The sequence below is a fragment of the Mycobacterium sp. NGS24 genome (assembly GCF_059813065.1).
Window position 1 is genome coordinate 1 of the sequence record NZ_JCALDW010000001.1, and the last position, 23,739, is coordinate 23,739.

At 65.5% G+C, this 23,739-nt stretch carries 21 protein-coding genes and 1 tRNA gene; 10 read left to right on the forward strand and 12 right to left on the reverse strand.

What is annotated here, in order from left to right:
- On the forward strand, positions 1-774 hold a 774-nt coding region (locus AC5Y6Y_RS00005), incomplete at its 5' end, for a PPE family protein, SVP subgroup (RefSeq protein WP_499928792.1).
- A 96-nt stretch (positions 775-870) separates the two neighbouring features.
- Here the strand turns inward: AC5Y6Y_RS00005 and AC5Y6Y_RS00010 are convergent.
- On the reverse strand, positions 871-1,566 hold the full coding sequence (locus AC5Y6Y_RS00010) for a GAP family protein (protein WP_463824771.1): 696 nt from the start codon (positions 1,564-1,566) through the stop codon (positions 871-873).
- A gap of 486 nt (positions 1,567-2,052) precedes the next feature.
- Between AC5Y6Y_RS00010 and AC5Y6Y_RS00015 the strand changes: the two genes are divergently transcribed.
- The 3 genes from AC5Y6Y_RS00015 to AC5Y6Y_RS00025 all read left to right on the forward strand — a co-directional run bounded on the left by AC5Y6Y_RS00015 (position 2,053) and on the right by AC5Y6Y_RS00025 (position 3,156).
- Entirely contained in the window at positions 2,053-2,382 is a 330-nt protein-coding gene (locus AC5Y6Y_RS00015) for a hypothetical protein (protein ID WP_463824770.1), read from the forward strand.
- A gap of 129 nt (positions 2,383-2,511) precedes the next feature.
- On the forward strand, positions 2,512-2,808 hold the full coding sequence (locus tag AC5Y6Y_RS00020) for a WXG100 family type VII secretion target (protein WP_463824769.1): 297 nt from the start codon (positions 2,512-2,514) through the stop codon (positions 2,806-2,808).
- 63 nt (positions 2,809-2,871) lie between these two features.
- Positions 2,872-3,156: a WXG100 family type VII secretion target gene (locus AC5Y6Y_RS00025; protein ID WP_463824768.1), complete on the forward strand. Its 285-nt coding sequence runs from the start codon at positions 2,872-2,874 to the stop codon at positions 3,154-3,156.
- Between the two features lie 111 nt (positions 3,157-3,267).
- Here the strand turns inward: AC5Y6Y_RS00025 and AC5Y6Y_RS00030 are convergent, their stop codons facing one another.
- Positions 3,268-5,286 (reverse strand): TPM domain-containing protein, encoded by a 2,019-nt coding sequence (locus AC5Y6Y_RS00030; RefSeq protein ID WP_499928794.1) that lies wholly within the window; start codon positions 5,284-5,286, stop codon positions 3,268-3,270.
- Positions 5,287-5,387: 101 nt separating this feature from the next.
- Positions 5,388-6,308 carry an esterase family protein gene (locus AC5Y6Y_RS00035; RefSeq protein ID WP_463824938.1) on the reverse strand — a complete coding sequence of 307 codons (921 nt, stop codon included), beginning with the start codon at positions 6,306-6,308 and terminating at the stop codon, positions 5,388-5,390.
- Positions 6,309-6,596: 288 nt separating this feature from the next.
- Here AC5Y6Y_RS00035 and AC5Y6Y_RS00040 point away from each other — a divergent pair, with 288 nt between their 5' ends.
- Together AC5Y6Y_RS00040 and dnaG are read left to right on the forward strand one after the other, a co-directional pair.
- The gene (locus AC5Y6Y_RS00040; RefSeq protein ID WP_499928796.1) at positions 6,597-7,880 is read left to right on the forward strand and encodes a deoxyguanosinetriphosphate triphosphohydrolase; all 1,284 of its coding nucleotides are present in this window, start codon (positions 6,597-6,599) and stop codon (positions 7,878-7,880) included.
- Positions 7,881-7,884: 4 nt separating this feature from the next.
- Complete coding sequence (dnaG, locus tag AC5Y6Y_RS00045) at positions 7,885-9,858, forward strand: DNA primase (RefSeq protein WP_499928211.1); 1,974 nt, start codon at positions 7,885-7,887, stop codon at positions 9,856-9,858.
- Here the strand turns inward: dnaG and AC5Y6Y_RS00050 are convergent.
- Complete coding sequence (locus AC5Y6Y_RS00050) at positions 9,848-10,120, reverse strand: hypothetical protein (RefSeq protein WP_499928209.1); 273 nt, start codon at positions 10,118-10,120, stop codon at positions 9,848-9,850. The genes dnaG and AC5Y6Y_RS00050 overlap by 11 nt on opposite strands.
- Positions 10,121-10,272: 152 nt before the next feature.
- On the opposite strand from AC5Y6Y_RS00050, the gene AC5Y6Y_RS00055 reads away from it, so the two are divergent.
- A tRNA-Asn gene (locus tag AC5Y6Y_RS00055) sits at positions 10,273-10,345 on the forward strand.
- Between the two features lie 164 nt (positions 10,346-10,509).
- On the opposite strand, the gene AC5Y6Y_RS00060 is transcribed toward AC5Y6Y_RS00055, so the two are convergent.
- From AC5Y6Y_RS00060 to AC5Y6Y_RS00075, 4 genes are all read right to left on the reverse strand, one after another.
- Entirely contained in the window at positions 10,510-11,865 is a 1,356-nt protein-coding gene (locus tag AC5Y6Y_RS00060) for a hypothetical protein (protein WP_499928798.1), read from the reverse strand.
- Between the two features lie 23 nt (positions 11,866-11,888).
- Positions 11,889-12,407 carry a hypothetical protein gene (locus tag AC5Y6Y_RS00065; protein WP_463824762.1) on the reverse strand — a complete coding sequence of 173 codons (519 nt, stop codon included), beginning with the start codon at positions 12,405-12,407 and terminating at the stop codon, positions 11,889-11,891.
- Position 12,408: 1 nt separating this feature from the next.
- Positions 12,409-13,665, reverse strand: coding sequence for a molybdopterin-dependent oxidoreductase (locus tag AC5Y6Y_RS00070; protein ID WP_499929308.1), 1,257 nt, complete (start codon positions 13,663-13,665; stop codon positions 12,409-12,411).
- 99 nt (positions 13,666-13,764) lie between these two features.
- On the reverse strand, positions 13,765-14,478 hold the full coding sequence (locus AC5Y6Y_RS00075) for a methyltransferase domain-containing protein (protein WP_463824761.1): 714 nt from the start codon (positions 14,476-14,478) through the stop codon (positions 13,765-13,767).
- A gap of 517 nt (positions 14,479-14,995) precedes the next feature.
- On the opposite strand from AC5Y6Y_RS00075, the gene AC5Y6Y_RS00080 reads away from it, so the two are divergent.
- From AC5Y6Y_RS00080 to AC5Y6Y_RS00090, 3 genes are read left to right on the forward strand one after another with little or no spacing between them, the layout of a single operon-like run.
- Positions 14,996-16,060 carry an NAD-dependent epimerase/dehydratase family protein gene (locus tag AC5Y6Y_RS00080; protein ID WP_499928801.1) on the forward strand — a complete coding sequence of 355 codons (1,065 nt, stop codon included), beginning with the start codon at positions 14,996-14,998 and terminating at the stop codon, positions 16,058-16,060.
- Between the two features lie 4 nt (positions 16,061-16,064).
- A complete protein-coding gene (locus tag AC5Y6Y_RS00085; protein WP_463824759.1) occupies positions 16,065-16,718 on the forward strand; it encodes a glycosyltransferase family 2 protein in 654 nt (217 codons plus the stop codon).
- The gene (locus AC5Y6Y_RS00090; RefSeq protein ID WP_463824758.1) at positions 16,715-17,380 is read left to right on the forward strand and encodes a TIGR04282 family arsenosugar biosynthesis glycosyltransferase; all 666 of its coding nucleotides are present in this window, start codon (positions 16,715-16,717) and stop codon (positions 17,378-17,380) included. The genes AC5Y6Y_RS00085 and AC5Y6Y_RS00090 overlap by 4 nt, the downstream gene beginning before the upstream one ends.
- Before the next feature lie 57 nt (positions 17,381-17,437).
- On the opposite strand, the gene AC5Y6Y_RS00095 is transcribed toward AC5Y6Y_RS00090, so the two are convergent.
- The 4 genes from AC5Y6Y_RS00095 to AC5Y6Y_RS00110 all read right to left on the reverse strand — a co-directional run bounded on the left by AC5Y6Y_RS00095 (position 17,438) and on the right by AC5Y6Y_RS00110 (position 23,279).
- Positions 17,438-18,244: a methyltransferase domain-containing protein gene (locus tag AC5Y6Y_RS00095; protein WP_463824936.1), complete on the reverse strand. Its 807-nt coding sequence runs from the start codon at positions 18,242-18,244 to the stop codon at positions 17,438-17,440.
- A 421-nt stretch (positions 18,245-18,665) separates the two neighbouring features.
- The gene (locus AC5Y6Y_RS00100) at positions 18,666-19,226 is read right to left on the reverse strand and encodes a hypothetical protein (RefSeq protein ID WP_499922644.1); all 561 of its coding nucleotides are present in this window, start codon (positions 19,224-19,226) and stop codon (positions 18,666-18,668) included.
- Between the two features lie 14 nt (positions 19,227-19,240).
- Positions 19,241-20,578, reverse strand: a complete 1,338-nt coding sequence (locus AC5Y6Y_RS00105; protein WP_499928803.1) for an FAD-binding oxidoreductase — start codon at positions 20,576-20,578, stop codon at positions 19,241-19,243.
- On the reverse strand, positions 20,565-23,279 hold the full coding sequence (locus AC5Y6Y_RS00110; protein ID WP_499928805.1) for a cytochrome b5 domain-containing protein: 2,715 nt from the start codon (positions 23,277-23,279) through the stop codon (positions 20,565-20,567). Before AC5Y6Y_RS00110 ends, AC5Y6Y_RS00105 begins: the two co-directional genes overlap by 14 nt.
- Between the last annotated feature and the right edge of the window lie 460 nt (positions 23,280-23,739).

The window sequence follows — 23,739 nt, forward strand, 5'->3', positions numbered from 1 at the left end:
GTGGAGATGTGGGCCCAGGATGTGGCTGCGATGCTGGGGTATCACTCGGGTGCGACGGCGGTGGCTGCCAGCCTGACCCCGTTCAGTGCGCCGCCGCTTGACTTGGCCGGATTGGTCACGACGGTCAACGGGCATGTTGCGGGATTGGCTTCGTCGGCCACGGCCGCGCTGAGCCCGGTGGCCGAAGGCGTCGCCGCGGCGGCGCCCGCCCTGGTTGCGGGCGTGCAGTCGGCGGCGGCCGCGGTGCCACTGGACATGGCGATGTCGGTGGTGCAGGCGGGGGCGATGCCGGCCAGCATGTTGATCGGTCCGATGATGCAGCTGGGACAGACTGCCGGCGCCGGAACCGCAGGTTTGGCGGGTGCGACGACAGCGGCCGATCTGGGCGCCATGCCGTCGCTGGCCAGCGACGTCAATCCAATGAAGGGCCTGGGTGCCGGTGGTGGCGCTGGATTGGGCGCCGGGATGGCGGCCGGCCTGGGCAATGCGCGCCTGGTGGGTGCGATGTCGGTGCCGCCGACCTGGCAGGGGTCGGTGCCCAAGGGCATGGCCAGCTCGGCGATGTCGGGTGTCGGGATGAACGCCGCGGAGATGGCTCAGGCTGCCGGTGCCGGTGCCGGTGCTGCAGGCGGCGGCATGCCGATGATGCCGATGCCCATGGGTGGCGGTGGCGCTGGACAAGGCATGCCCGGCGGCATGATGGGCCGCGGCGGGGCGAGTCCGCACGTGGTGCAGAACCGGCCCAGCGTGATCCCGCGGACCGGAGTCGGATAACCAACGACGTCAAAGGCGCGGGTGACGCATCGGGGGATCTGCGTCGTCCGCGCCTTTGTCAGCTCAGGGGTCAGATCGCATGTGGTGCAAGCTTATTCAGCGGTAGGCCAATCCGCGGCTCAGCAGGAACGCGCCCAGCAGTGCGATGACGACTCCGAAGAGCTGTTGCCGGCGGGCTGCTGCCCACCGGGTCACCGCCGACATCACCTGATCGGTCTTGGCGGGTGCCGCCAGCCGACCGATCAGGGGGAGTTCGACGAAGGCCAACGCCACCAGGGTGTACAACCCGGCAGCGCCGAGCTGGATGCCTGCCGCGGCGCCTGAGGCGACGATCGCGGTGAGCGCGGCAAGCAACCGGAAGTCGATCAGCATCCCGACCCCCAGGGCGAACGCCACCGCAACCGGCCGGGCGAGCAAGGCGCAGCGGGCGCGGGACGACCACCTGGCGAAGGGCGTGGGTCGGGGTGCCGTCATCGGCAACCGCGAACGCCGCGACGCCAGGCCAACCGCGGTCGCTGCAATCAGTAAGGCCACGGCGCCCATTGCCACCTGAACGTGTCCGGCGGTGGAAGTGGCAGTGGCGATCTGCAGCCGGTGCACGACGGCGACTGTGCGATCGCGCAATCCGAACAACACCCCGACCGCCATGGTGGCGCTGATCGCGACACCGCCGAGCCAGAACGCGACCAGGGGGCCAACGGCGCGGGGACGCGCCGAAAGCGCCGCGCTGACCGCGATCCGAACCGGATCGGCGGTCGCCACAAGAGCTAACACCAGCACCGTGCACCACATCTCGAAGGACGTTACAACCGGCTGCCGGGGTAGCGGAACTCGTTCGCCGGCAGTGATTTCCCGCTGCCCAGGACTGGGCCGGCCCGTCGGTCAATCCTGGCGTAGCGCTGAGAAACACGGCGCAGCGACTGAGGCGCGACCACGCCGCTGACCACGTTGGACTGGGGGACCCGCGGCCCGAATTGCAGTCGCCGACCAGCTCTTTGAGAAATCGATCAGGAATGTGGGATTGACTAAGTTTTTTCCGACGGCCGCCCCCGACGGACACGGTGGGCCGGCTTAGCAGAGGCCCGGGCGGGGGCCACCGGCCCGGGGCGGCGCACCGGTCGGCAGCAAGGCCGGAAAGTGCACGCTGCGCCAAAAATTATTCCGAGATTTTAGGGGTATAGCAGCGTGGATTGTCTTAAGATTCGAGAGCTTGGTGGTTGTGCTTGCCATTGAGTGCGTGTGTTGACATCAGTTTGGAAGTCATTGGAAGGAGACAGCGTGCTTCTGCCTCTGGGTCCGCCCCTGCCGCCCGACTCTGTGGCGGCGAAGCGGGGCGAGTCGGGCATGCTAGGCGGATTGTCAGTTCCGCTGAGCTGGGGTACCGCTGTCCCGCCGGATGACTACGACCACTGGTCGAAGGACTCCGAAGCTGGTGTCGAAGACGTCGTCGTGGTGCCTGGTGCGGTCGATCCGGAACCGATCGAACCAACTAACGACGAGTGGGATGAGTGGGGTGAGTGGAAACAGTGGGAAGCGGAGAACGCCGAACCACGTTTCGAGATGCCACGCGGTAGCAGCGTGGTCCCGCATTCGCCGGCAGCCGGATGAGAGAAGGGGTCAAGACTGTCGTTGGCTACGGGTGATTGACGGCTTCGGGACGTCACGAAGCCAGTAATCACATCGATCGAACACTGGAAATCCGAAAACACTTCCACAACCAATAAGGAGAAAAGCAACATGGCAACTCGCTTTATGACCGACCCGCACGCAATGCGGGCCATGGCGGGTCGTTTCGAGACCCACGCCCAGACCGTCGAGGACGAGGCCCGTCGCATGTACGCGTCCTCGCAGAACATCGCGGGTGCGGGCTGGAGCGGTCTGGCCTCGGCCACCTCGCTGGACACCATGGGTCAGATGAACACCGCTTTCCGCAACATCGTGAACATGTTGCACGGGGTGCGCGACGGGTTGGTTCGCGACGCGAACAACTACGAGCAGCAAGAACAGGCTTCGCAGCAGATCCTGAGCAGCTAACTCTGACGGCGGCGAAAGCCGCTGCATCCCAACAACATTCACAGACCAAGGAGAACAGGTTCAATGACAATCAATTACCAGTTCGGCGATGTCGACGCGCACGGCGCTCTCATTCGCGCCCAGGCTGCCAACTTGGAGGCCGAGCACCAGGCCATCGTTCGCGATGTGCTGGCTGCCGGTGACTTCTGGGGCGGCGCCGGTTCGGTAGCTTGCCAGGAGTTCATCGCCCAGTTGGGCCGCAACTTCCAGGTGATCTACGAGCAGGCCAACACTCACGGCCAGAAGGTCCAGAGTGCCGGCAACAACATGGCGCAGACTGACAGCGCCGTCGGGTCCAGCTGGGCCTGAGAGAAGTTCCCGGTTCGGGGCGGCGCACCGCTGGTCGGTGCGCCCGCCACGGCCACTGACTGCGCACGCTTGCTCGCGGTAACGCGAGTGGGCGTGCGCAGTTCTTTCTGCTCAGAACCGGCCGCCGCCACCCAGGAAGCCGCCGCCGGATGATCCCGAAGAGCCCGACCCGCCGAAGGATGTCGGGCTCCAACCGCCGAATCCGCCCCGCATGCCACCGCTGAGCAGATCGCCGATGATGATGCCACCCAGTACCGCGCCGGTGTCGCTGTCGTTGCGCCGGGTGAAGGCGCGCTGGGCCGCCTGCACGTCGGCGTTGGCCAGTGCCTGCGCCTCGGCTGCCCGGGTCGAGGCACCGTTGGCGTAAGCGATCGCATCGTTGAGGTTCGACGACTTTCGCTGCTGAGCGGCCTCGAGTTGGCGCCTGGCTTCCGCGAGCCGAGTCCTTGCCTCGGGCCCGATGCTGCCGCGCCGGGTGTCGATGTACTCCGATACCGCGTGTACCCGGGATTCCGCGGTGAACAGCGCCTGCTCCAGCGAGCGCCGGAGGCGTTCGGTGTTCGCCTGCTCCTGGGACACCGTGGCCACCAGCCGGTCGAGTTCGGCGTCGGCCTTGGTGAGCTGCGCGAAAGTACTCAGCGGGTCCGACGTGCCTCGCACCCCTGCCGGGCCGCCCGCACTGTCCACCGCCCTGGCGGCGGCGTCGCGCGCAGCGATGAGCTCACCGGTGTGCGCTGCGTTGTTGCCCGGCGCCTTCTGCAGCAGCTCGTTGGCGCGCCGGATGCCGGTCTGGATGTCAGACAGCAACGACGGCAAGTTGTCGACGGCATACCGGATGTCGTCGGCTGCGCTGTCCACCGCATCGAGTAGCGAACGCGCTTGTCCCAGCGCGGATTCGGCGCTGCGCACCGAATCCGCCAGTCGCGTCTGCTGGCCGCTCATCGCGTGGCCGGCCAATTGGCGGGCCGTGGCGATGTTGCGGTCGGCGAACTCCAGCCGATCTCTGGCGGTGTCCACGTTGGCCGAAACCGAAGCCAGCGCCGCGGCACCGAATTCTTTGTGCAACTCGGCCAGGTGCTGGGTGGCGGGCTCCACCCGGCTGGTCAGTTCCACATACACCTGGGTCAACGTATCCAGCCGCGACGACGCGTTGATCACCAGATCACGCAACTGCTCGAAGGCTTCGGTCTGGGACTCCAACTCACGGTCCGCGGCGGCCGCGGCGACGATCACCCGGGTGAGCAGTTCACGTCGTTGTGCAGGCGTTTCGGGGATACTGTCGTCGAGTTGGTGGCGCACCGTGAATGCTTGCGCCAGTGCAGCTTTGGCGTTGTTCACGGCCTGGGTGAACGGTGCGGTGCGTTGTTCGCCGAATTCCTCGATGGCCAGTGCGAGCTCGTTGGAACTGGTGCGTACCGCATTGTCGACTTCCACCACCTTCGAGCGGGACAGCTCGTCGAGGATGTCCAACGGGACCGCGGCCAGCGCGGTCGCATCGGTGGGATCCACCCGTCGCGCCGCCGCCAGGGCATCGGCCCGGCGCCGCCGCGCACGCCGGCGCATCACCAGCAACAGGATCAGCAGCAGCACCCCGATGGCCGCGACGATGGCCGCCAGCGTGATGAGCAACTGCGGTGACCACGTCGACTTCGGTGGCTTGTTGAGTCCGTCCGCGGCGGCCACCGCCGCCCCACTCCAGTCGCTGTTGTGCAGCGCCGGTTCGATCTGGTTGCGGCGCAGGTCGTCGACCCGTCGGGCGCTGACGCCCGGCAAGCCGCTGCGCGCCAGGAAGGCGTACGCACGGTCGGTGGTGGCCACCGCCAGCAACGCGTCGCTGCTGTGCAGATCGCTGGCCCGGAAGGTCTGCTCGGCCCACGTCTGACTGTCCAGCCCGGAGAAGGTGTCGACATAGACCACCCACAACCGGATGCGCCGTTCGCCGTAGAGCTTGATGGTCGCCGCCGTCACCGCGGCCCGACCGGACTCCGACAGCGCGCCCGCGTTGTCGGTGACGTAGCCCGGCAACCGGAACGGTGGCTGCGCCTGCGCCTGCGGCGCTGCCAGCAGCCCGCCGGTCAGGCCGACGGTGACGATGGTCAGGATCACGCCCAGCAGGCGAACAATGCGCATAGCGCTAACTTAGCTCCGGCGACCGTCATTTCGACCATTGCGGCCCCGTGGACGGGGTGCGGTCCGCGCAGGGCCCGCACCCCATCCCGGCCGCGCAGCAGTCAGGCCTGCCCGCCACCGGCTCCCAGCGTCCGCTGCATGTCGGATTTCATCGCGACCAACTGTGCGTTCCAATAGCTCCAGCCATGGACACCGCTGCCGTCGATGTTGAAGGTGGCGTTGCGTCCGCCGGCGGCGGTATAGGCGTTCTTGAAGTCGACGTTGCTCTGCAGTACGACCTGCTCGATGACCTGGCCCGGGAGGCTGTTCTGCCCCAGTTCCGAGGGTGTTCCGTTGCCGCTGTACACCCACAGGCGGGTGTTGTTGCCGGCCAGTCGCCCGGCCTGAACGGTGGGATCGTGCCGCTGCCACCCGGGTCCGCCCGACGGGCCCCACATGTCTTCGGGGTTGAAACCGCCTTCGTCGTTCATCGCGAACTTGATCAGCGTGGGTCCGTTGCCGCTGGACGGTGTCAGGTACGCCGAAAGCGAACTGGCATAGGCAAATTGACTGGGATGGTAGGCGGCGAGGATCAGTGCCGACGATCCGGACATCGAGACGCCGACGACGGCATTGCGCGTGGTGCGGACGCCCTTGCCCGCCAGGTAGGCCGGTAGCTCACTGGTCAGGAAGGTTTCCCATTTGTAGGTGGCGCCGTTTGCCGACCCGTACCAGTCGGCGTAAAAGCTGGAGCGTCCGCCGACCGGCATGACCACCGACATACCGGACCCCTGGTACTCGTCGAACGCGTTCGTTTCGATGTCCCAGCCGTTGCGGTCGTCGCGGGCCCGCAATCCGTCGAGCAGGTAGACCGCCGGGGCACCACCCTGCTGGAACTCCACGGTGATGTTGCGGCCCATCGCCGCGGAGGGCACCTGCAGGAATTCGGGCGCAGCGGCCCGCGCAGCCGGTTCGTTGCCGACCACCCCGAGTAACGCCGGGACGGTGGCCGCCGCGCACGCGGCGGTTGCCAGTCGGCGCATCCAACGTTTGTTGTGCACGTACTTCGTCACTATTGATCCACTCCTGAACTGCGCAAGGGATTCGCCCGGCGGCACACTGTGGGCGGGCCGGTCGGGCGCACGAGCGGGGAATGTCGAAGATCAGGTCTGATCGCGGCGACGACGCACCGGAAACCTGTCGAGACCCGCCAGTTTTCTTCAACCCTGGATCCGACCCAGTGAGCCTGTTGATACCCCTGACCGTCCTGCCTAAACCGGTATCCGGCTGGCTGGGAGAAGTGACATCGACCGCTGGCAGACTGTGGGGCGGTGAATACAGATCGGGACGACCCTTACGACGACTTCGACCGCGAGCGGCGGGTACTCGAAGCGCCGAAGAGTGCGGGTCTGCCCGGTACCGAAGGTCAGCACCGCACCGACTTCGCCCGCGACCGGGCGCGCGTGCTGCACAGTGCCGCGCTGCGCCGGCTGGCCGACAAAACCCAGGTGGTCGGGCCACGGGAAGGCGACACGCCGCGCACCCGGCTCACCCACTCGCTCGAGGTGGCCCAGATCGGGCGGGGGATGGCGATCGGCCTGGGCTGCGATCTGGATCTCGTCGAGTTGGCCGGTCTGGCCCACGACATCGGCCACCCACCGTACGGGCACAACGGTGAGCGGGCGCTCAACGAGGTCGCCGACGCCTACGGCGGTTTCGAGGGAAACGCGCAGAACTTCCGTATCCTGACCAGCCTGGAGCCCAAAGTTCTTGACGGACAAGGGCGTAGCGCGGGGCTGAACTTCACCCGCGCCGCGCTGGACGCGGTCACAAAGTATCCGTGGTCGCGCAGCGCCGGAGAGCGCAAGTACGGCTTCTACGACGACGACCGGGAGGCTGCCGCCTGGGCGCGCGCCGGCGCCCCGGGTCGGCGCACCTGCCTGGAGGCCCAGGTCATGGACTGGGCAGACGATGTCGCCTACTCCGTGCACGACGTCGAAGATGGTGTGGTCTCCGAACGCATCGACCTGCGGGTGCTCGCCGACGAGGACGAAGCCGCTGGATTGGCCAAGCTGGGGGAGAACGAGTTTCCCCAGGTTGGAGCCGACGACTTGATGCAGGCCGCGCGCCGGCTGTCCGGGCTGCCGGTGGTTGCCGCCGTCGGTAAGTACGACGCCACATTGGCGGCGGCGGTCGCGCTCAAGCGGCTGACCAGCGAGCTGGTCGGACGGTTTGCCACAGCTGCCATCGCTACTACCCGTGCGGCGGCCGGGCCGGCGCCGCTGGTGCGTTACCAGGCCGAATTGCACGTGCCGGATCTGGTCCGGGCCGAGGTTGCAGTGCTGAAAATACTTGCGCTGCAATTCATCATGTCCGACCCACGCCACCTGGAAACTCAGGCCCGGCAGCGCGAGCGGATTCACCGGGTGGCGCACTGGCTGCAGACCGGCGCCCCGCAGACCCTGGACCCGATGTTTGCCGCGGCGTTCAATGCCGCGGCCGACGACCAGGCGCGGCTGCGGGTCATCGTCGATCAGATCGCCTCCTACACCGAGGGGCGACTGGAACGCATCGACAGCACGGCCGGTAAGCGTCCGGGCAACGGCCTACACTGAGCCCGTGTCGAGTCCGGCGGGTTCCAGGGACGCCGGCCGTCCCGGCGGTCGGTCCCGAATATCCGATCGCGACATCGCCACCATCAGGGACGGGGCCGCGATCGAGGACGTCGTCGGCGACTATGTCCAACTCAAGCGCGCCGGTGCCGACTCGCTCAAAGGTCTCTGCCCGTTTCACAACGAGAAATCGCCGTCCTTTCACGTCCGCCCCAACCACGGCCACTTCCACTGCTTCGGGTGCGGCGAGGGCGGCGACGTCTACGCCTTCATCCAGAAGATCGAGCACGTCAGCTTCGTGGAAGCCGTCGAGATGCTGGCCGACCGGATCGGCCACACGATCAGCTACACCGGCCCGGCCACCAGCGTGCAACGCGACCGCGGCAGCCGTAGCAGACTCGTCGCCGCCAACGCGGCGGCCGCGGCGTTCTACGCCGAGGAGTTGGAGTCCGCCGAGGCCGCCCCGGCCCGCCAATACCTGACCGAGCGCAGCTTCGATGCCGAGGCCGCCCGCCGTTTCGGCTGCGGATTCGCCCCCTCGGGTTGGGACAAACTGACAAAGCATTTGCAGCGCAAAGGTTTTGAGTTCAAGGAGCTGGAAGCTGCGGGACTCTCCAAGCAGGGGCGCCGCGGCCCCATCGACCGGTTCCACCGGCGACTGTTGTGGCCCATCCGCAGCTCGGCCGGCGAGGTGATCGGGTTCGGTGCGCGCCGGCTGTTCGATGACGACCCGATGGAAGCCAAGTACGTCAACACCCCCGAGACCGTGCTGTACAAGAAGTCCGCGGTGATGTTCGGGATCGACCTCGCCAAACGCGATATCGCCAAGGGACACCAGGCGGTGGTGGTGGAGGGTTACACCGACGTGATGGCCATGCACCTGGCCGGGGTCAGCACCGCGGTCGCGTCCTGCGGCACCGCGTTCGGCGACGAGCACCTGGCCATGCTGCGCCGGCTGATGATGGACGACAGCTTCTTCCGGGGCGAGTTGATCTACGTCTTCGACGGTGACGACGCCGGTAAGGCCGCCGCGCTCAAGGCTTTCGCCGGCGAGCAGAATCTGGCCGGCCAGTCCTTCGTGGCGGTCGCGCCCGACGGCATGGACCCGTGCGACCTGCGGCTGAAGGCCGGTGACGGTTCGCTGCGCGATCTGGTGGCCCGGCGAACCCCGTTGTTCGAGTTCGCGATTCGCACCGCACTGGCCGAGATCGACCTGGACAGCGCCGAAGGCCGGGTGGCCGCGCTGCGTCGTTGCGTGCCGATGGTGGGCCAGATCAAGGACCCGACGCTGCGCGATGAGTACGCACGCCAGCTCGCCGGCTGGGTCGGGTGGGACGACGTCGCGCAGGTCATCGACCGGGTGCGGGGTGAGGCCAAAAAATCCCGCAGCGGCGGCGGGTCCGTCGCCGCGAAGCCGTCCCGGCGTCCGGCGCGGGAACCCGTTGCGGCCAACCCTGACGCGGCGGCCGCCGATCCCGGCGTGGCCCGGCCCGATCCGCGTGACCCGACGCTATGGCCGCAGCGTGAGGCGCTCAAATCGGCGCTGCAGTATCCGGCGCTGGCCGGTCCGGTGTTCGACACCCTGACCGTCGAAAGCTTCACGCATCCGGGTTATGCCGCCGTGCGGGCCGCGATCGAGACGGCGGGCGGCACCTCGATCGGCGTCAGCGGCGGCCAATGGCTGGACATGGTGCGCCAGCAGACCAAGTCGGCCCTGACCGCCGGTCTGATCAGTGAGCTGGGCGTCGAGACGATCCGCGCCGACGACGAGCAGTTGCCGCGCTACATCTCCGGGGTACTGGCCCGGCTGCAGGAGGTGTGGATGGGTCGGCAGATCGCCGAGGTGAAGTCCAAACTGCAGCGCATGTCGCCGATCGAACAGGGCGACGAATACCACGCGTTGTTCGGCGACCTGGTCGCGATGGAGGCCTACCGGCGCAGCCTGCTGGAGCAGGCCAGCGGCAACGACCTCACCGCGTAGGTTGCGCCTCGACCGTTGGATCCAGGTCCTGCGCGCTGCGTTCGACGACGGTGGTCCCGGCGTCGATCTCGGCCAACGTCACGAATCCGGTGTCGGGGGAGATTCGGTTGGCGATCTTGCGCCGGCCCCCCTCGATCAGCGATCTGGTCACGGGGCTGCTGGTCACGGCCCGGTAAGTGCCGGCGATCTGCTCGTAGCGGCGACGTCCGGCCTTCGTGCCCAGCACGTAGCCCACCCCCAATACGGCGACATACCCGATCAAAGCGATCCCTCCGAGATGAAATGCATTGGCTCCATCCTGCCTCATCTGTTCGGCAACGGCTGCGCAAGCGCCGGTTGGGTCTAATTGGGTACAGCCCTGCCAGTACGCTAGAGTCGTCCCGCGGTCAGCGCCAGCGTTCGTTGGACTGATAGTCCCCTGTAGCTCAACTGGCAGAGCATTCGGCTGTTAACCGAAGGGTTGAAGGTTCGAGTCCTTCCGGGGGAGCCTGGTCAACACGCCTTTGCCGACGGTTCGCCGCCGAGTGCGGCCAAGTCTCGGTGCGGCGTGCTGAACGACCTCGGGGTCGAGCTCGTTCACGGCAGCGATTTCTGTGCGAGTAACGCTTCGGTTCGGGCAACGCGCCGCGTTGCTTGGCGAACGTAGCGGGGCTACCAGTTGGTCAGGATGACGTGGTTGAGCACCAGCGCGCCGGCCACGTTGAGCGCCAGCCACCAGCGCTGCGATGATCGCGGCAGCAGCGCCGGAGCCGCCGTCAACCACACCGTGAACGGCAGCCAGATGCGTTCGGTCTCGGCCTTGCTGAGCATGCTCAGATCTGCGCACAGGATCGCGGTTAGTGCCGCCAGCACCAGCAGATGCAGACCGGATAGCCGCCGAATTGCCGGCAGGTCGAAGACCCGGCCCAAGCCGGCGACGCTGCCGAGGCCCACGGCGCAAACGACTGAGGCGAAGTTGGCCCAACCCCAGTATTGGAACGGCCGATTCATCGCGATGCCCTGCCAATAACGCTGCTGGACCAGTGTGTAGCCGTCGAACCACCAAAAGCCTGTCACGGCAAAGGTGAGCGCTACCGCCATCGCCGCCGGAACCGCCACAGCCAACGTGGTCAGCGCCGCTCGACGATTGCGCACCGCAATCAGCACCGCCACCGCCGGCAAACCCAGCAGCACCAGCCCGTAATTCAGGAAGACGGCCCAGCCCAGCAGCAGGCCGGCGCCGGCCGCCGCCAGCAGCGGCCGGCGCACGCTGCGACTCGCCGCCAGCGCCAGCAGGGCGATGCCCCAGCTGGCGACACCGGTGAAGTAGCCATCGGCGGACACCGCGATCCAGATCGCGGTCGGCGCGATGGCAACGAACGGCGCGGCCAACCGGGCGGTCGGCTCGTCGGCCACGGCGCGCACCGCGACGATCACGGCGGCGGCCGCGCTCGACCCGACCAGCAGGCAGAACGCACCCGCCCACGCACCACCCCCCAGTCCGATGCGGTCCAGCCAGACGAAGGTGAGCAGGGCGCCGGGGGGATGGCCGGAGACGTGGGTGATCCACGAGTTCGGCTGGAAGTCCACAATGCGGCTGGCGAACGTCCGCAACATCTCCGGGATGTCGGTGACGGCCGGTACCTGCCGCAGATATTCGTGTTGGGCGACCAGCCGTCCCGCGAACCCGAGTTGCCAGCCGTCGATCATCGCCAGCGCGAACGCCCACCCGCACGACGTGGCCCACGTGGCGAGCGTGAGCGTCCGCCACGACAATCGCTGCGCCAGGCCGGTCCCCCAGATGACCGCGGCAAGACCGATCGCGAGCGCGGCGATGCTGCCCCAGCCCACATGGGCTTTCCACCAGCCGAAGATCGGTGCGGTGTCGGCGACCGCGTGGATCGCCTGCGCCGAACTGTTCTTCAGCGGTGTGACGATGCCCAGGTGCAGGAAGGGCACCAGGAAAGCCGCGACCACCAGCACGATGCCCAGCGAGACCGCGATGACTTCGCGACGGCCGGTTTTCACAACACCCCACCTTATGGCCATGGTCAGACGGTGAGGTCGGTCGATTTCGCGCGACGCCCCAGTATTGCGAGGCGAGCGGCGTAGGCCAGCGCGCTGAGTCCGTATACCGCGGCGACGAGCAGCAGCCAGCGCCCGAGGAAGGGTTGCTGATCCTGCCCGGTGGCCGCGGCATAGCTCGGCCCACCCTGCTCGATGATGCCGGGGAAGAACAGTAGTAGCGACAGTCCCGCGGCCAGGGTCGGAACGCGCAGGTAGTTGAGCGGCGAGACGCGCGGCGCGGGCGCTGAACGTTGAATACGCACGGCGGCAAGGGCTTTGATCAGCGACCGGTCGGCCAGCGCGTAGAGCGGAAACAGGATGAGATCGTGTGCAACGATCGCAGCCAGGAACCAGACGCCGATCGATTGCCACCAGACGCTGGAATTCCATAGCCCGTTCGGGCCCAACAGGATTACGACATAACCTGCCAACGCCAACGCCGCGACCGTGCCCAGGAGATGCAGTGGGTCGGCCCCGTAGCACGCGGTGAACCGGGCACGCATTTCAGGATGCTCCGAAGTCGATGGACCGTACCCACTTGGTGTTGTGCACCCCCGGCAGCGCGGGCACGATGATGCGCGCGGGATAGCCGTGATCCGCCGACAGGTCAGCGCCGTTGACCCGAAGCGCCAGCAAGGAGTCGGGATTGCCGATCTGGTTGGCCTGCAGCACGGCCTGATTGAAGGCACCGGCGCGTTCCAGTGATCGCACCGTGGCCCGGGTGGGGTTCGGCGTCCCGACCAGTGCGGCCAGATCAGCCAGGCGGACTCCGGTCCACGTCTGCGTCGTCGACCACCCTTCGACGCAGGCGATAGGCAGTTCGGCGGTGTATTGCGCCATCGACTCGAGGGCGGCCCTGTCCATTATGAGCTTTCGTCCCGGCCCGCGCAGGGTGAGCCGCCAGTCCGCGCCTGTGTCGGCGGGCGTGATGGCCGCGGCCGCAGCGGTTCTGTTGACCTGGAAATCACCGTCGCGGCTGCGTCCCCGCGGCAACAGCAGGGCCGTCCTGCGGATGCCGCCACCGAGGGTCTGGCCTGCGGTGAGTGCGGCAACGAACAGCGCCCCGCCGGAGACCAGGCCAAGTGCCCCGCGGCGACTCAGCGTGGGGGGAGCGGGGTCGGCGGCCACCAGCCCGCTGACGTCGGGAGGTTCCGGACGGGTGTCGGCGCGCGAGGTGCGCAATATCTCGCGAATTGACCGAGACCGTAGTCCGGCCAACATCTTTGGCCATTTGATCACTACATGGACGACGAAGCCGGCGATGAACACCCACGCCCCGTAATAGTGCGCGGTGTAGAAGCTGAATCCGAAGAGGTAGTCGTACTGGATGTTGAGCACCCCGGTGGCGAGTTCGAAGAGGATGCCGCCCACCAGCATCAACAACGACACCCGCTCCAGCAGTTGCGCGATCGAGCGTAGCGGCGGCCACGCGAACAGCCGCGGAATCACCGACCAGAGCTTGGCCAACACCACCGGCACGAGTATCAGGCCCAGACCGACGTGCACGCCCTGAGTCAGCCGGTACAGCCATGATGGCCGGCTCGGCCAATCGAAGGTCGGTAGCTTGAGCCAACCCACATCCTGCGGGAACGCCTGACCGAACTGTGGACCGTAGGCGATATAGGACAGCAGGCCGGTCAGGATCACCACCGGTAACCCGATCAGCAGCGCTGCACCGAACACCGACGTCAGCCACGGGCCGCGCAGAGGGCTGCGAAAGAGTTGCAGCCGACGCGATCCCGGGGGAGGGTGGCGCTCCAGTGCGCGCCACAGCGGAGCCGGAAATGCGTGACGCGCCCCGTTCTCGGGTGGCGAATCAGTTTCTGTCACAGCAGGTTCAGTGCCTTGATGATAAAGGCTTCAAGCGGGGATGCCGGCGCTGGCGCCGAACCGCCGACGCGCTGCATCCGTCAGGACGGCGAACACCCGACCGTGCACTTCGATCACCTCAGTGACGAAGAATTCGGCGGCGTACGCGATCCCACCGAGCGCCTGGATTCCGACGCGCGACCACGGAAACCATTGGCCGAGATGATGTTCGGTTTCCCAACGCAGGATCTCGAAGCAGACCGTGGTCGTCGGCGAATCGATCTCGGCGATCACGACACCGCCGGGGGCGAGCAGGTCGGCGGCCCGTCTGAGAGTCCGGACCGGGTTCCCGCCGATGCCAATGTTGCCGTCAATCAACAGGATCTGCTGCCAGCTGCCCTCGGCCGGCATCGGGGCGAACAAGTCGCGCCGAATCGCGGCGCCCCCGCGACGTCGTGTCATCTCGACCGCGGCCGCTGAACTGTCGACTCCGAGTGCAGGTAGGCCGCGCTCCTGCAGCGTTGCGGTGAATCGTCCCGGGCCACAACCCACATCGAGAGTGGGCCGGGGCGAGCACAGGCCCAGGACGTGCTCGTCAGCGAGCCGGTCCTGCGGCGTGGTCTGCTGCCCACCCAGCCAGCGCACCATCGGCAGATCGCGGCGCTGGCCGCGATGGTCCCGCGCCCAGCACAAGCGGCCTGCTGCAGCCGAGCGATAGATCAAATCGGCTGATCTGGACACCGCCTCGCGCGCGTCGACGCTCACTGTGGAACTCGCAGAGCGTCCGTGGCCAGCGGGGTCACCGGCGCTGTCCGGGTTGTTCTGAAGACGTACATCACCATGCCGTTCGCGTCGTGGGTGCATTCATCCGGTATTCGGAACCGAGCGCCGGTTGGATTGCCGTCAGCTTGATTTCAAAACACGAAATTTTCGCTCGCGGCTCGCCACAACCCTGTGATCAGGTGTTTCGTATCAGGCGGAGTCGGGCACAGGGGACGGATGACAGGTGACCGCGCGCTGTTCGGGCTTGCCGACGAGCCGCGAGCGGTCAGCCCCGCAGCCACCCTGCCGCGGGCGTCACACCCGGATCCGCCGTGACGGCAGCGTGGTAACCCACCACACCGCGCCGGGCCGCTGCCGCGCGGCCGAAAGGAGTCGAGATCTCCCACGCAGCAAGCACTTTGGCGGCCGGCCAACGCGGACACGTACGGTGGGGCTGGTCCGACGAGAACGACGAGGAGAACATGGAGTTGTTCAACCCCCGCGTGCCGCTGGCACAGCCGTGAGGATATTGCTGACCGGGGCCGCCGGATTCATCGGGTCCCGGGTGGGCGCCGCTCTGCGCGCCGCCGGCCACGAGGTGGTGGGCGTCGACCTCCTGTTGCCGGCTGCCCATGGTGTCGATGCGCAGTTGCCGTCGGGATGCCACCGGGTCGACGTCCGGGACGGCGAGGAGTTGGCCCCGCTGCTCGCCGGTGTCGATCTGGTATGTCATCAGGCTGCGATGGTCGGCGCCGGGGTGAACGCCGCCGACGCGCCCGCCTACGGCGGCCACAACGACTTCGGCACCGCGGTACTGCTGGCGCAGATGTACGCCGCCGGGATCCGACGTTTGGTGCTTGCTTCGTCGATGGTGGTGTACGGGCAGGGGCGCTACGCGTGCCCCGAGCACGGACCGGTCGATCCGCTACCACGCCGCCCGGCGGACCTGGACGCCGCCATATTCGAGCACAGGTGTCCGGTGGGCGGTGAGCAACTGCAGTGGCGACTGGTCGACGAGGACGCACCTCTGCGCCCGCGCAGCCTGTACGCGGCGAGCAAGACCGCGCAGGAGCACTACGCGCTGGCCTGGTCGGAATCGGCCGGCGGTTCAGTGGTGGCGCTGCGCTACCACAACGTCTACGGTCCCGGAATGCCCCGCGACACCCCGTATTCCGGTGTCGCGGCGATCTTCCGCTCGTCACTTGAAAATGGTGCGGCACCAAGGGTATTCGAGGATGGTGGCCAGATGCGCGACTTCGTTCACGTTGACGACATCGGCGCCGCGAACCTGGCGGCAGTGACCGACTGCACGACCGATCGCGGCGATTTCACGGCGGTCAACGTCTGCTCCGGACGGCCCATCTCGATCCTCGAGGTGGCCAACGCGCTGTGCGATGCCCGCGGTTGCGAGTTCACCCCGGTCGTCACCGGCCAGTACCGCAGTGGCGACGTTCGGCATATCGTCGCCGACCCCGGCCGGGCCGCCGAGGTGCTGGGCTTCAGAGCGGCCGTCGACCCGCTCGTGGGGCTGCGCGACTTCGCGTTCGCCCCGCTGCGCCAGCAGGCGGTAGGTCACATTGGCTAACCCGATGGCGCCCGAGGTGACGGTGGTGTTGCCCTGCCTCGATGAGGAGGAGTCGCTGCCGGCGGTGCTTGCCGCCATTCCGGCCGGCTACCGGGCGCTGGTCGTCGACAACAACAGCACCGACGACACCGCCGGGGTGGCTCGCCGCCACGGTGCGGACGTGGTCGTCGAACCGCAGCCGGGTTACGGCTCGGCGGTGCACGCGGGAGTCGTCGCCGCGACTACCTCGATCGTGGCGGTCATCGACGCCGACGGTTCGATGAACGCCGCCGACCTGCCTCGGCTGGTCGACGAACTGGGTCGCGGTGCCGACCTGGTGATTGGCCGGCGGCGACCGGTGCCCGGGCTGCACTGGCCGTGGGTCGCCCGGATCGGCACCGTGGTAATGAGCTGGCGGTTGCGGACCCGGCACGGCCTGCCGGTGCACGACATCGCGCCGATGCGGGTCGGCCGCCGGGAAGCGTTGCTGAATCTGGGTGTCGTGGATCGGCGCTCGGGCTATCCGCTGGAGTTGCTGGTCCGCGCCGCGGCCGCCGGTTGGCGCGTGGTCGAACTCGACGTCAGTTACGGCCCCCGCACGGGCGGCAAATCGAAGGTCAGCGGTTCGCTGCGGGGCAGCATCACCGCCGTGCTGGATTTCTGGAAGGTGATTTCATGACGGCGATGCCGGTGACCCTGCTGGTGGTCGCCAAGGCGCCGGAGCCCGGCCGTGCCAAGACTCGTCTGGCCGCATCCGTCGGCGAACAGACCGCCGCCGAGATCGCCGCCGCCGCGCTGCTGGACACGCTGGATGCGGTGGCCGCGACACCGGTGGCAGCCACGGTGGTGGCACTGGTCGGCGACCTGGACGCGGCCGCCCGAGGCGACGAGATCCGCCGTCGGCTCGAGTCCTTCACCGTGATCGGGCAACGCGGGGTGGACTTCGCCGACAGGCTCGCCAATGCGCACGCCGACGCAGGCGCCGCGGGGCACGCGGTGCTGCAGATCGGAATGGACACGCCTCAGGTGACCGCGCCGCTGCTGACCAGTTGCGCGCAACGCCTACTTCGTGCTCAGGCCGTGCTGGGGCCCGCGCGGGACGGCGGTTGGTGGGTGCTCGGACTGCAGGCACCCACCGACGCCGAATGTTTGCGTAGCGTGCCGATGTCCCAAGCCGACACCGGTAATCTCACGCTGAAAGCATTGCGCGACAACGGGATCGAGGTCGACCTCGTGGAGGTTCTGGACGACGTCGACATCGTCGGTGATGTCGCGGCGGTACGGGATGCCGGTGCGCCCGACAGCCGCTTCGCTCGGGTCACCCGCGACGCCGGCCTCTGACTAATCAGGCCCGACGCCGCGGGAACGACCGCGCTGCAACCTATTCGGAGAAGATGCTCACGCACTTCCCGGGCGATAGTGATCGGGCTTGCGGGCTTCAACGAGCATGCGAACGGAGCGCGTGACGAAGGGGCCGTTGTCCTGCATAGATTGGTGAAGTTCGAACAGGCGGTCAGAGTAGCGTTCGATGGTGAAGTCGGGGACCGCCCAGATCACCTTGCGCAGCCAATAGATAACTGCCCCGATGTCGAAGAACTCCACGCGCAGCCGCTCCAACCGCTGATCGACGATCTCCAGCCCGGCCGCCTCCGCCTGCCGCTTTTCGACCTCAGGCTGGCGCTCGGCCCCTGCACCGGGCTGCGGCCCGAGGAAGAACTCGATGAGTTCGACCATCGTGTCGGCACCGTTGTGTTGGGCGAAATAGGTGCCGCCGGGCGTGAGCACGCGCGCGATCTCAGTCCACCAGCCCCCGACGTCGTGCGGGTGGCGGCTGGTTACCAGGTCAAACGCCTCGTCGGCGAATGGCAGGACCGGCTCGTCGCTGGTGGCGACCAGCACCACGCCGCGCGGATGCAAGATTTTTGTCGCAAGGGCTACGTTGGGCGGATACCATTCGGTGGCGGCCATGGTCGGCGGAAACTTCTCCGCCCCCGCCAGCACCTCGCCACATCCGGTCTGCAGATCCAACGCCGCTGACGCGCCGGCCAATCGCTCGCTCATCAATCGCTGATACCCCCAGGATGGGCGTTCCTCCGTGGCGCGGCCTTCGAGCCACGAGAAATCCCAACCCGGCGTAGGCGCAGCCATGGCCTCTGCGATGAGATCTTCGAAAGTCTTTGTCTTCTCTACATTTTGGGTTTGCATGCGTGCACTGTACCGCATCCCGAACCAGGTTGATGCAGATCTGCCGAAGATCATCTGATTTGACTAGTGTTATGCCGCAACAGCTTTCGATCGGATAAACGCGCAACGACACGGCTGGCAGCCCGGACTCGTCACAGGCGGGGTATGTGAATATCACTGCAGCACAGACTGTTAGGTATCAGTACGCACTGCTCATATCTTTCGGCATGATCGACGACGAGTAGTGTTGCAGCACAGACACGTCGGACGATGCCGCGATCTCGATCCGCACTGTACGAGAGTGCCCGACGTGTCGACTTCCGTCGGTACGTTAACGCCCCGTAGGGCTGGTCAGCGCCGAAACCTTCTGAATCGTCGTCGAATTGAACCTATCCGGTGCAATTCGACTGAACGACACGGCGGCGGCGCGGGCGAGTCTTCCTCAGATCACCCACGATTCGCCCAGCAGATGATATTCCTCGACAGGATCGTTGGGGCCGATCAGGCGGACATAGTTTTCCGGCTCATCGCAGTACGTCTCGACAATCGACACCTCGGGCACCTTGAAGCCGAAGTCGCCGTCCAGATCGGTGTGCAGAATTTGGAAGGTGATCGTCACCATGCATAATTTTTCCAAGCCCGCGTCACTGTTGGCGAACAGAACCATTTGTGAAACACGGCCGCTCGGATGCCGTGGCGGTTGACGACCGTTCGTGTATTCATCTTCGATGTCGTAGTAACCGGGGAACCAGGCGTTGGTGTGAACACCCATCTGCAGCAGGAGGTTCATCATCGGTATTCCGACGAAGCGTGCCGCGAATTCGTACGGCGCGTGCGGCAGCCGCTTGCGGTGGACGTGCGTGTACTGCTCGTCCGCCCAGAGAAAGTCGTGGTATTCCCTGCAGTAGTCAAGGAATTTGCTCTGCCGGAAATCTTCCAAGCCCTTTTCGAGGGCCGACTGCATGAGGCCTTCAAAGGTTGAATAGAAGTGGGTGGCGTTCACAGCATGGTGCCTTTCTAGATGTCGGCGAACTGTCTGTTGCCGCTGAATCGTTGGTGCGGATCAAATCTGAGTTTCAGTTCGGCCAGCCTTGTGTAGTTGCCGGCGTAGATCGCGCGCGCATCGCCGCTTCCGTAATTTTGGTAAAGCGCTTTGCCTAACAGGTAGGGCGACATCGCCTGCCAGAAATCGTCGGCATACCGCACATGGCGCGCAGATTCCTGTCCGCGCGACCACGCCGAACAAATGAGGAGGTTGTAGGCCGCATCTCGATGGGGGAAAGCAGTTTCCGATGATGCGACGCGGTTGATCTGGCCGCCCACGTGCTCCAGTGAAACCAGACTTTGTGGCGACGTAATCTGCGCCAAGTTCTCTATGAGGGTTTTCGTCGCCGTGCTGGTCAGCGATCCCTCACCCAGGTAACCGGCACGCCAATAGTATTGCCCGCCATGCGGCACATCATTGTCGAGCATGCTTTGCAACGCCGAGTAACGCACCAGGCCGATTTGGTCCCGGATGGGCGTGCCGAGCGAGCGCAGGCACCCAGCCAACCGGTCGTTGTCCCCGGCGGAAAGGCTGGACAGCAGCGTCAGCACACAAGCGAACTCCCCGTCGAGATGCATGAAATAGAGATAGAGCGTCACGTCATCGTTGCAACCCTGGGTGAAGTCCCGATAGAAATCGAGGATCGTCGCTGCGTCTGCGATCGGAAATGCGATCGATCCGCCGAACACGTCCGGTCCCACGTCATGCAATGCGTACTCGAACGAGGTGACGATGCCGAAGTTCCCGCCGCCGCCGCGGATCGCCCAGAACAAGTCTGCGTGGGTGTCGCGATCTGTGCGGATGTAATCCCCTTCGGCGGTAACCACATTCGCCGCCAGAAGGTTGTCTGAGGCGAGGCCGTGGCTGCGCGACAGCCAACCGTAGCCACCGCCCAGGGTGAGACCCGATATCCCCGTATGTGAAACGGTGCCGAGCGGCGTCGCTAGGCCGAATTGCTGTGTTTCATTGTCGAGTTCGTTTCCCAGCAGGCCCGCTTCAGCCCACGCCGTTTTGGCCTCCCGCGCAACGACAACTCCCTTGAGGCCGCTCAAGTCGACAACGATTCCCCCGTCGATCATGGCGTGTCCGGCGACGCTGTGTCCGCCGCCCCGCACCGCAATCTGAAGCTCCTGCGCATTGGCGAAACGCACTGTCTCGACGACGTCGGACACGCCGCGGCATTGAATGATCGCACCCGGATGTTTGTCGATCCGACCGTTCCAGATCCGTCGTGCCGAGTCGTAGTCTTTGTCGCCCGGCACGAGCAGGCGGCCCCGAAGTTTTCCCCGCAAATGTTCAACGCTCGGCATGCGTTGACCTGCCGAATCGGAGGGTGTCAAAGCAACTCGCCGCGAATCGCCCCAGCACGTCGTGGATCTGCACGGCAGCATCCTCGGCGACAGTGGTGGCGCCGTCGGGTTCGGCGTACGCGCGCCGCAGTACGTCGCAAAGCCGCAGCGTCAGCATTCGGCCATAATCTTCGTACGTGGCGACACAGCAGGCTAAATAGTCTGCCCACCGCTCAAGCGAATCCGGATCTGCCATACATCGCTTGATGAAGTCGATGGTTTCCTTGTGCTGCGTCGTGCACATATCCGTCAGGGCGGAGAGACGTTGGGAATCGATTCCCAGCTGCTCCGCAAGTTCCTGACCCCACATAGTGGTTTCCGGCCACAGTTCGAGCGCGTTCGATAGACCACAAGCCTGCACGTAGAGATCCGCTTCATTGTTACGCAGCACCTCGGCCTGCGTGACCGCGAATGCGTTGGTGTAGCGGACCACTTTATAAATGAATGCCGTCAGCGGTTGCAGGGTAGTCGGCATCGGCACAGCTGTGCCTTCGACAAACACGTCGGGCATCCCGAGCGTCTTCGCCGCATTCCCATGCGCGATCTCGAACTCCCTGGTGATGTCGGTGCCGGCCAGCATTGACAAGATCGTGTCGCCGCCGAGGTGAATTGCGAGAAATGACGTGATGTTGAGCACTTTGCTTTTGCAAATGACGCGCACTCGACGGCGTGGGTCGGTTGTGGTAGCAATATCCCACGGATAGAAGCGTGCATTCGGTACGACCGGACTGGAATCCACCTGCACGCAGAAGTTCAGGCGACGCTCTTCCCGCAATCGCCGCATCGTGTCGTCAACCAGGGCTGAGTGCAGTCCAATGGCATGACGCAGTGCGGCATGGATTCGGCGCACGAACGCGGTACCGCCGAGCACGTACACGTGGGCCCCGCAATCGAGCAATCGCTGCAGGTCTCGAGCCTCACGCGGAAGTACGACAGAGAGGTCCCGGTGGGGTTGAATCGTCGTGCCGAGGTTCACCATCGGGAGAAGATCGCGGGGAATTTCCGCGCCTTCCAGGAAGATGGCCGGCGTGCTCGCATACTCGTGACGTGCAATGGCCAGCGCAATGCCCACGCAGCTCAGGTCGGCGAAGACGACGACAGGCGCCGGCCGCTTGGGCGGACGGCAAAATGCGCTGGGGCGCCGCTCAACTGAACGGACCCGTCCGACCTCGATCGGATCGGGTAGCCAGAAGAAGGTTCTGCCATTTTCGCGATCTTCGGACACGAAATTTGCCAGCACCGACACCGATGTTCCGTCGTCGCGTTCGACAGCGATCTCGGCACGGTCGCCCGGCAGCCAGCCGAGGTCACGCGACGGCAACGCCAAAAGTTGGGCATTCCCATGGCAGGTGGGCGACACCTCGAAGGGGAGATGATTTCGCCGTGGCCCACTCAGCCGTTCGTTGGCGCTGACCCGTAGGTGCCGGTTTGCAAGTTCCCAACCCGGCGTCGCTGCAGTGCCTTCGATTCCACCGTTGCTTCTTTCGCGACCGCTGAGAATCGCTTGATACGAATACGCGAATACCTTCCGGTGATGTGACTGGAAGAAGTATCCATAACTCTGACAGAGGAAGTGGTAGGCCTCGTCCAGTTGAGCGCACTCCGCACGATGTTCAGCGACGTATTCGGAAACAGGCATTTCACCGACAGCGGCGACGAGCTGTTGCCAGGCGGGTGGCAACATCGCTCTGGTCCGAATCATGATCTGGCCGAGGAACGAGTCGTATTTCGTGCGACCGATGAGCTGATCCATCACATGCCAGGCAGGGGAGAACAATCCCGAGAAGCCTTCTTCGCCCTCCGACATGGCGGCAGTCCAGCGGGCAGTGGTGTTGCCCCATTCGATGGCACTGACTCGGGTGTCAGCCGAAGCAAGAACGTCTTCGACAATCGATTGCCAAAGTTGTGCCAGCCGAACCAGTTCGGCCGCCACCCGTGCGTGATCGTGGGCCCGCATCGCGCGCTGCAACTCGAGTGGCGCGCTGACCCCTGGGAAACGAGAACAGATTTCGACCACAGAGAACCAGAATCGGTGCTCGGTGCGGGTTGCGAAGAACGGAACCAGCAACTTCGCGTTGTCCCCGGTGATGTTGTTCGATGCGTAGGGCGCACCCGTGGCGCAGACGAAGTTGGCGACGAACAGATCGCTCTCCACGCAAGATCGGTGCCGGCCCATCCGGCGCCAGACCGCCTCCCATGGCTCGATGATTTGTCGGCGGATCGGGTCGAGCACATTGTCGCCCGCGGCCGTAATCTGGCGCCGCAATGCCGCACTGGCATCCTGACCGCTTTCGAACATCTCTTGCCAGGAATATTTGAAGCCAAGAGCCAGAACGCCCAGAACCATGTTGGCGCGAACCAGGTATTGGTCGGGCAAGTCGGCCGGATCCAAGACGGGTAGGTCGACCAGCTGCTTACACACTCGTCCGGCTCGATACCAGTCCGGTATCTGTTGCACGTACTCATCCCACACGGACCACTGCGCAGGGAGGCACTGGGGCATCGGTGCGTGCGGGAAGAAATTGTGTGTTTCACTCACAAATCCACGGTGACCATAGATGTCGAGTTCGCAGGTACGCAATAGCTGCTCGATGGGAGTAGCCGCTGGCTCGACATTCGCCAGCGTAAAGGCACGGTCTTCGACTGAAGATGAAATGATCATCTCTTTTCTTCCTTTTAGCTGCTATTGGGCAAGCCAACATCGCTTGTCCCCGGAACGCTTTTTACTAGATGCTCTGCGGACGCTTTATGTGCGACCGCCCGCGGTTTCTTCAATAATCACGCGATGGTGAGAATGATCGACTGGTGAAACACTCCGCATCCATTCGACCGGGAGGACGAACGACCCAGACGGTCCTCGCGCCATGACCTCCAGAGGATAATAAGTGCAGTTCAAGCCATGTTTTGTCAACGGTACTCGGGCACCCGCACAGCCAGGAGCCGGTTTCTGCCCGACTGGGAAACCGCGCGGGTAGAGGGGGATACAGCTACGCCAGGGCTAATGGACCCACACCTCCTAATGGTGATGCATCGACCGACGGTAAAGGCAAACATCACGCCACGTAGCCACAACAAACCTCCGATTCGTCAAAGCTATCGTGGTACGCGACTCGGGGAAACGC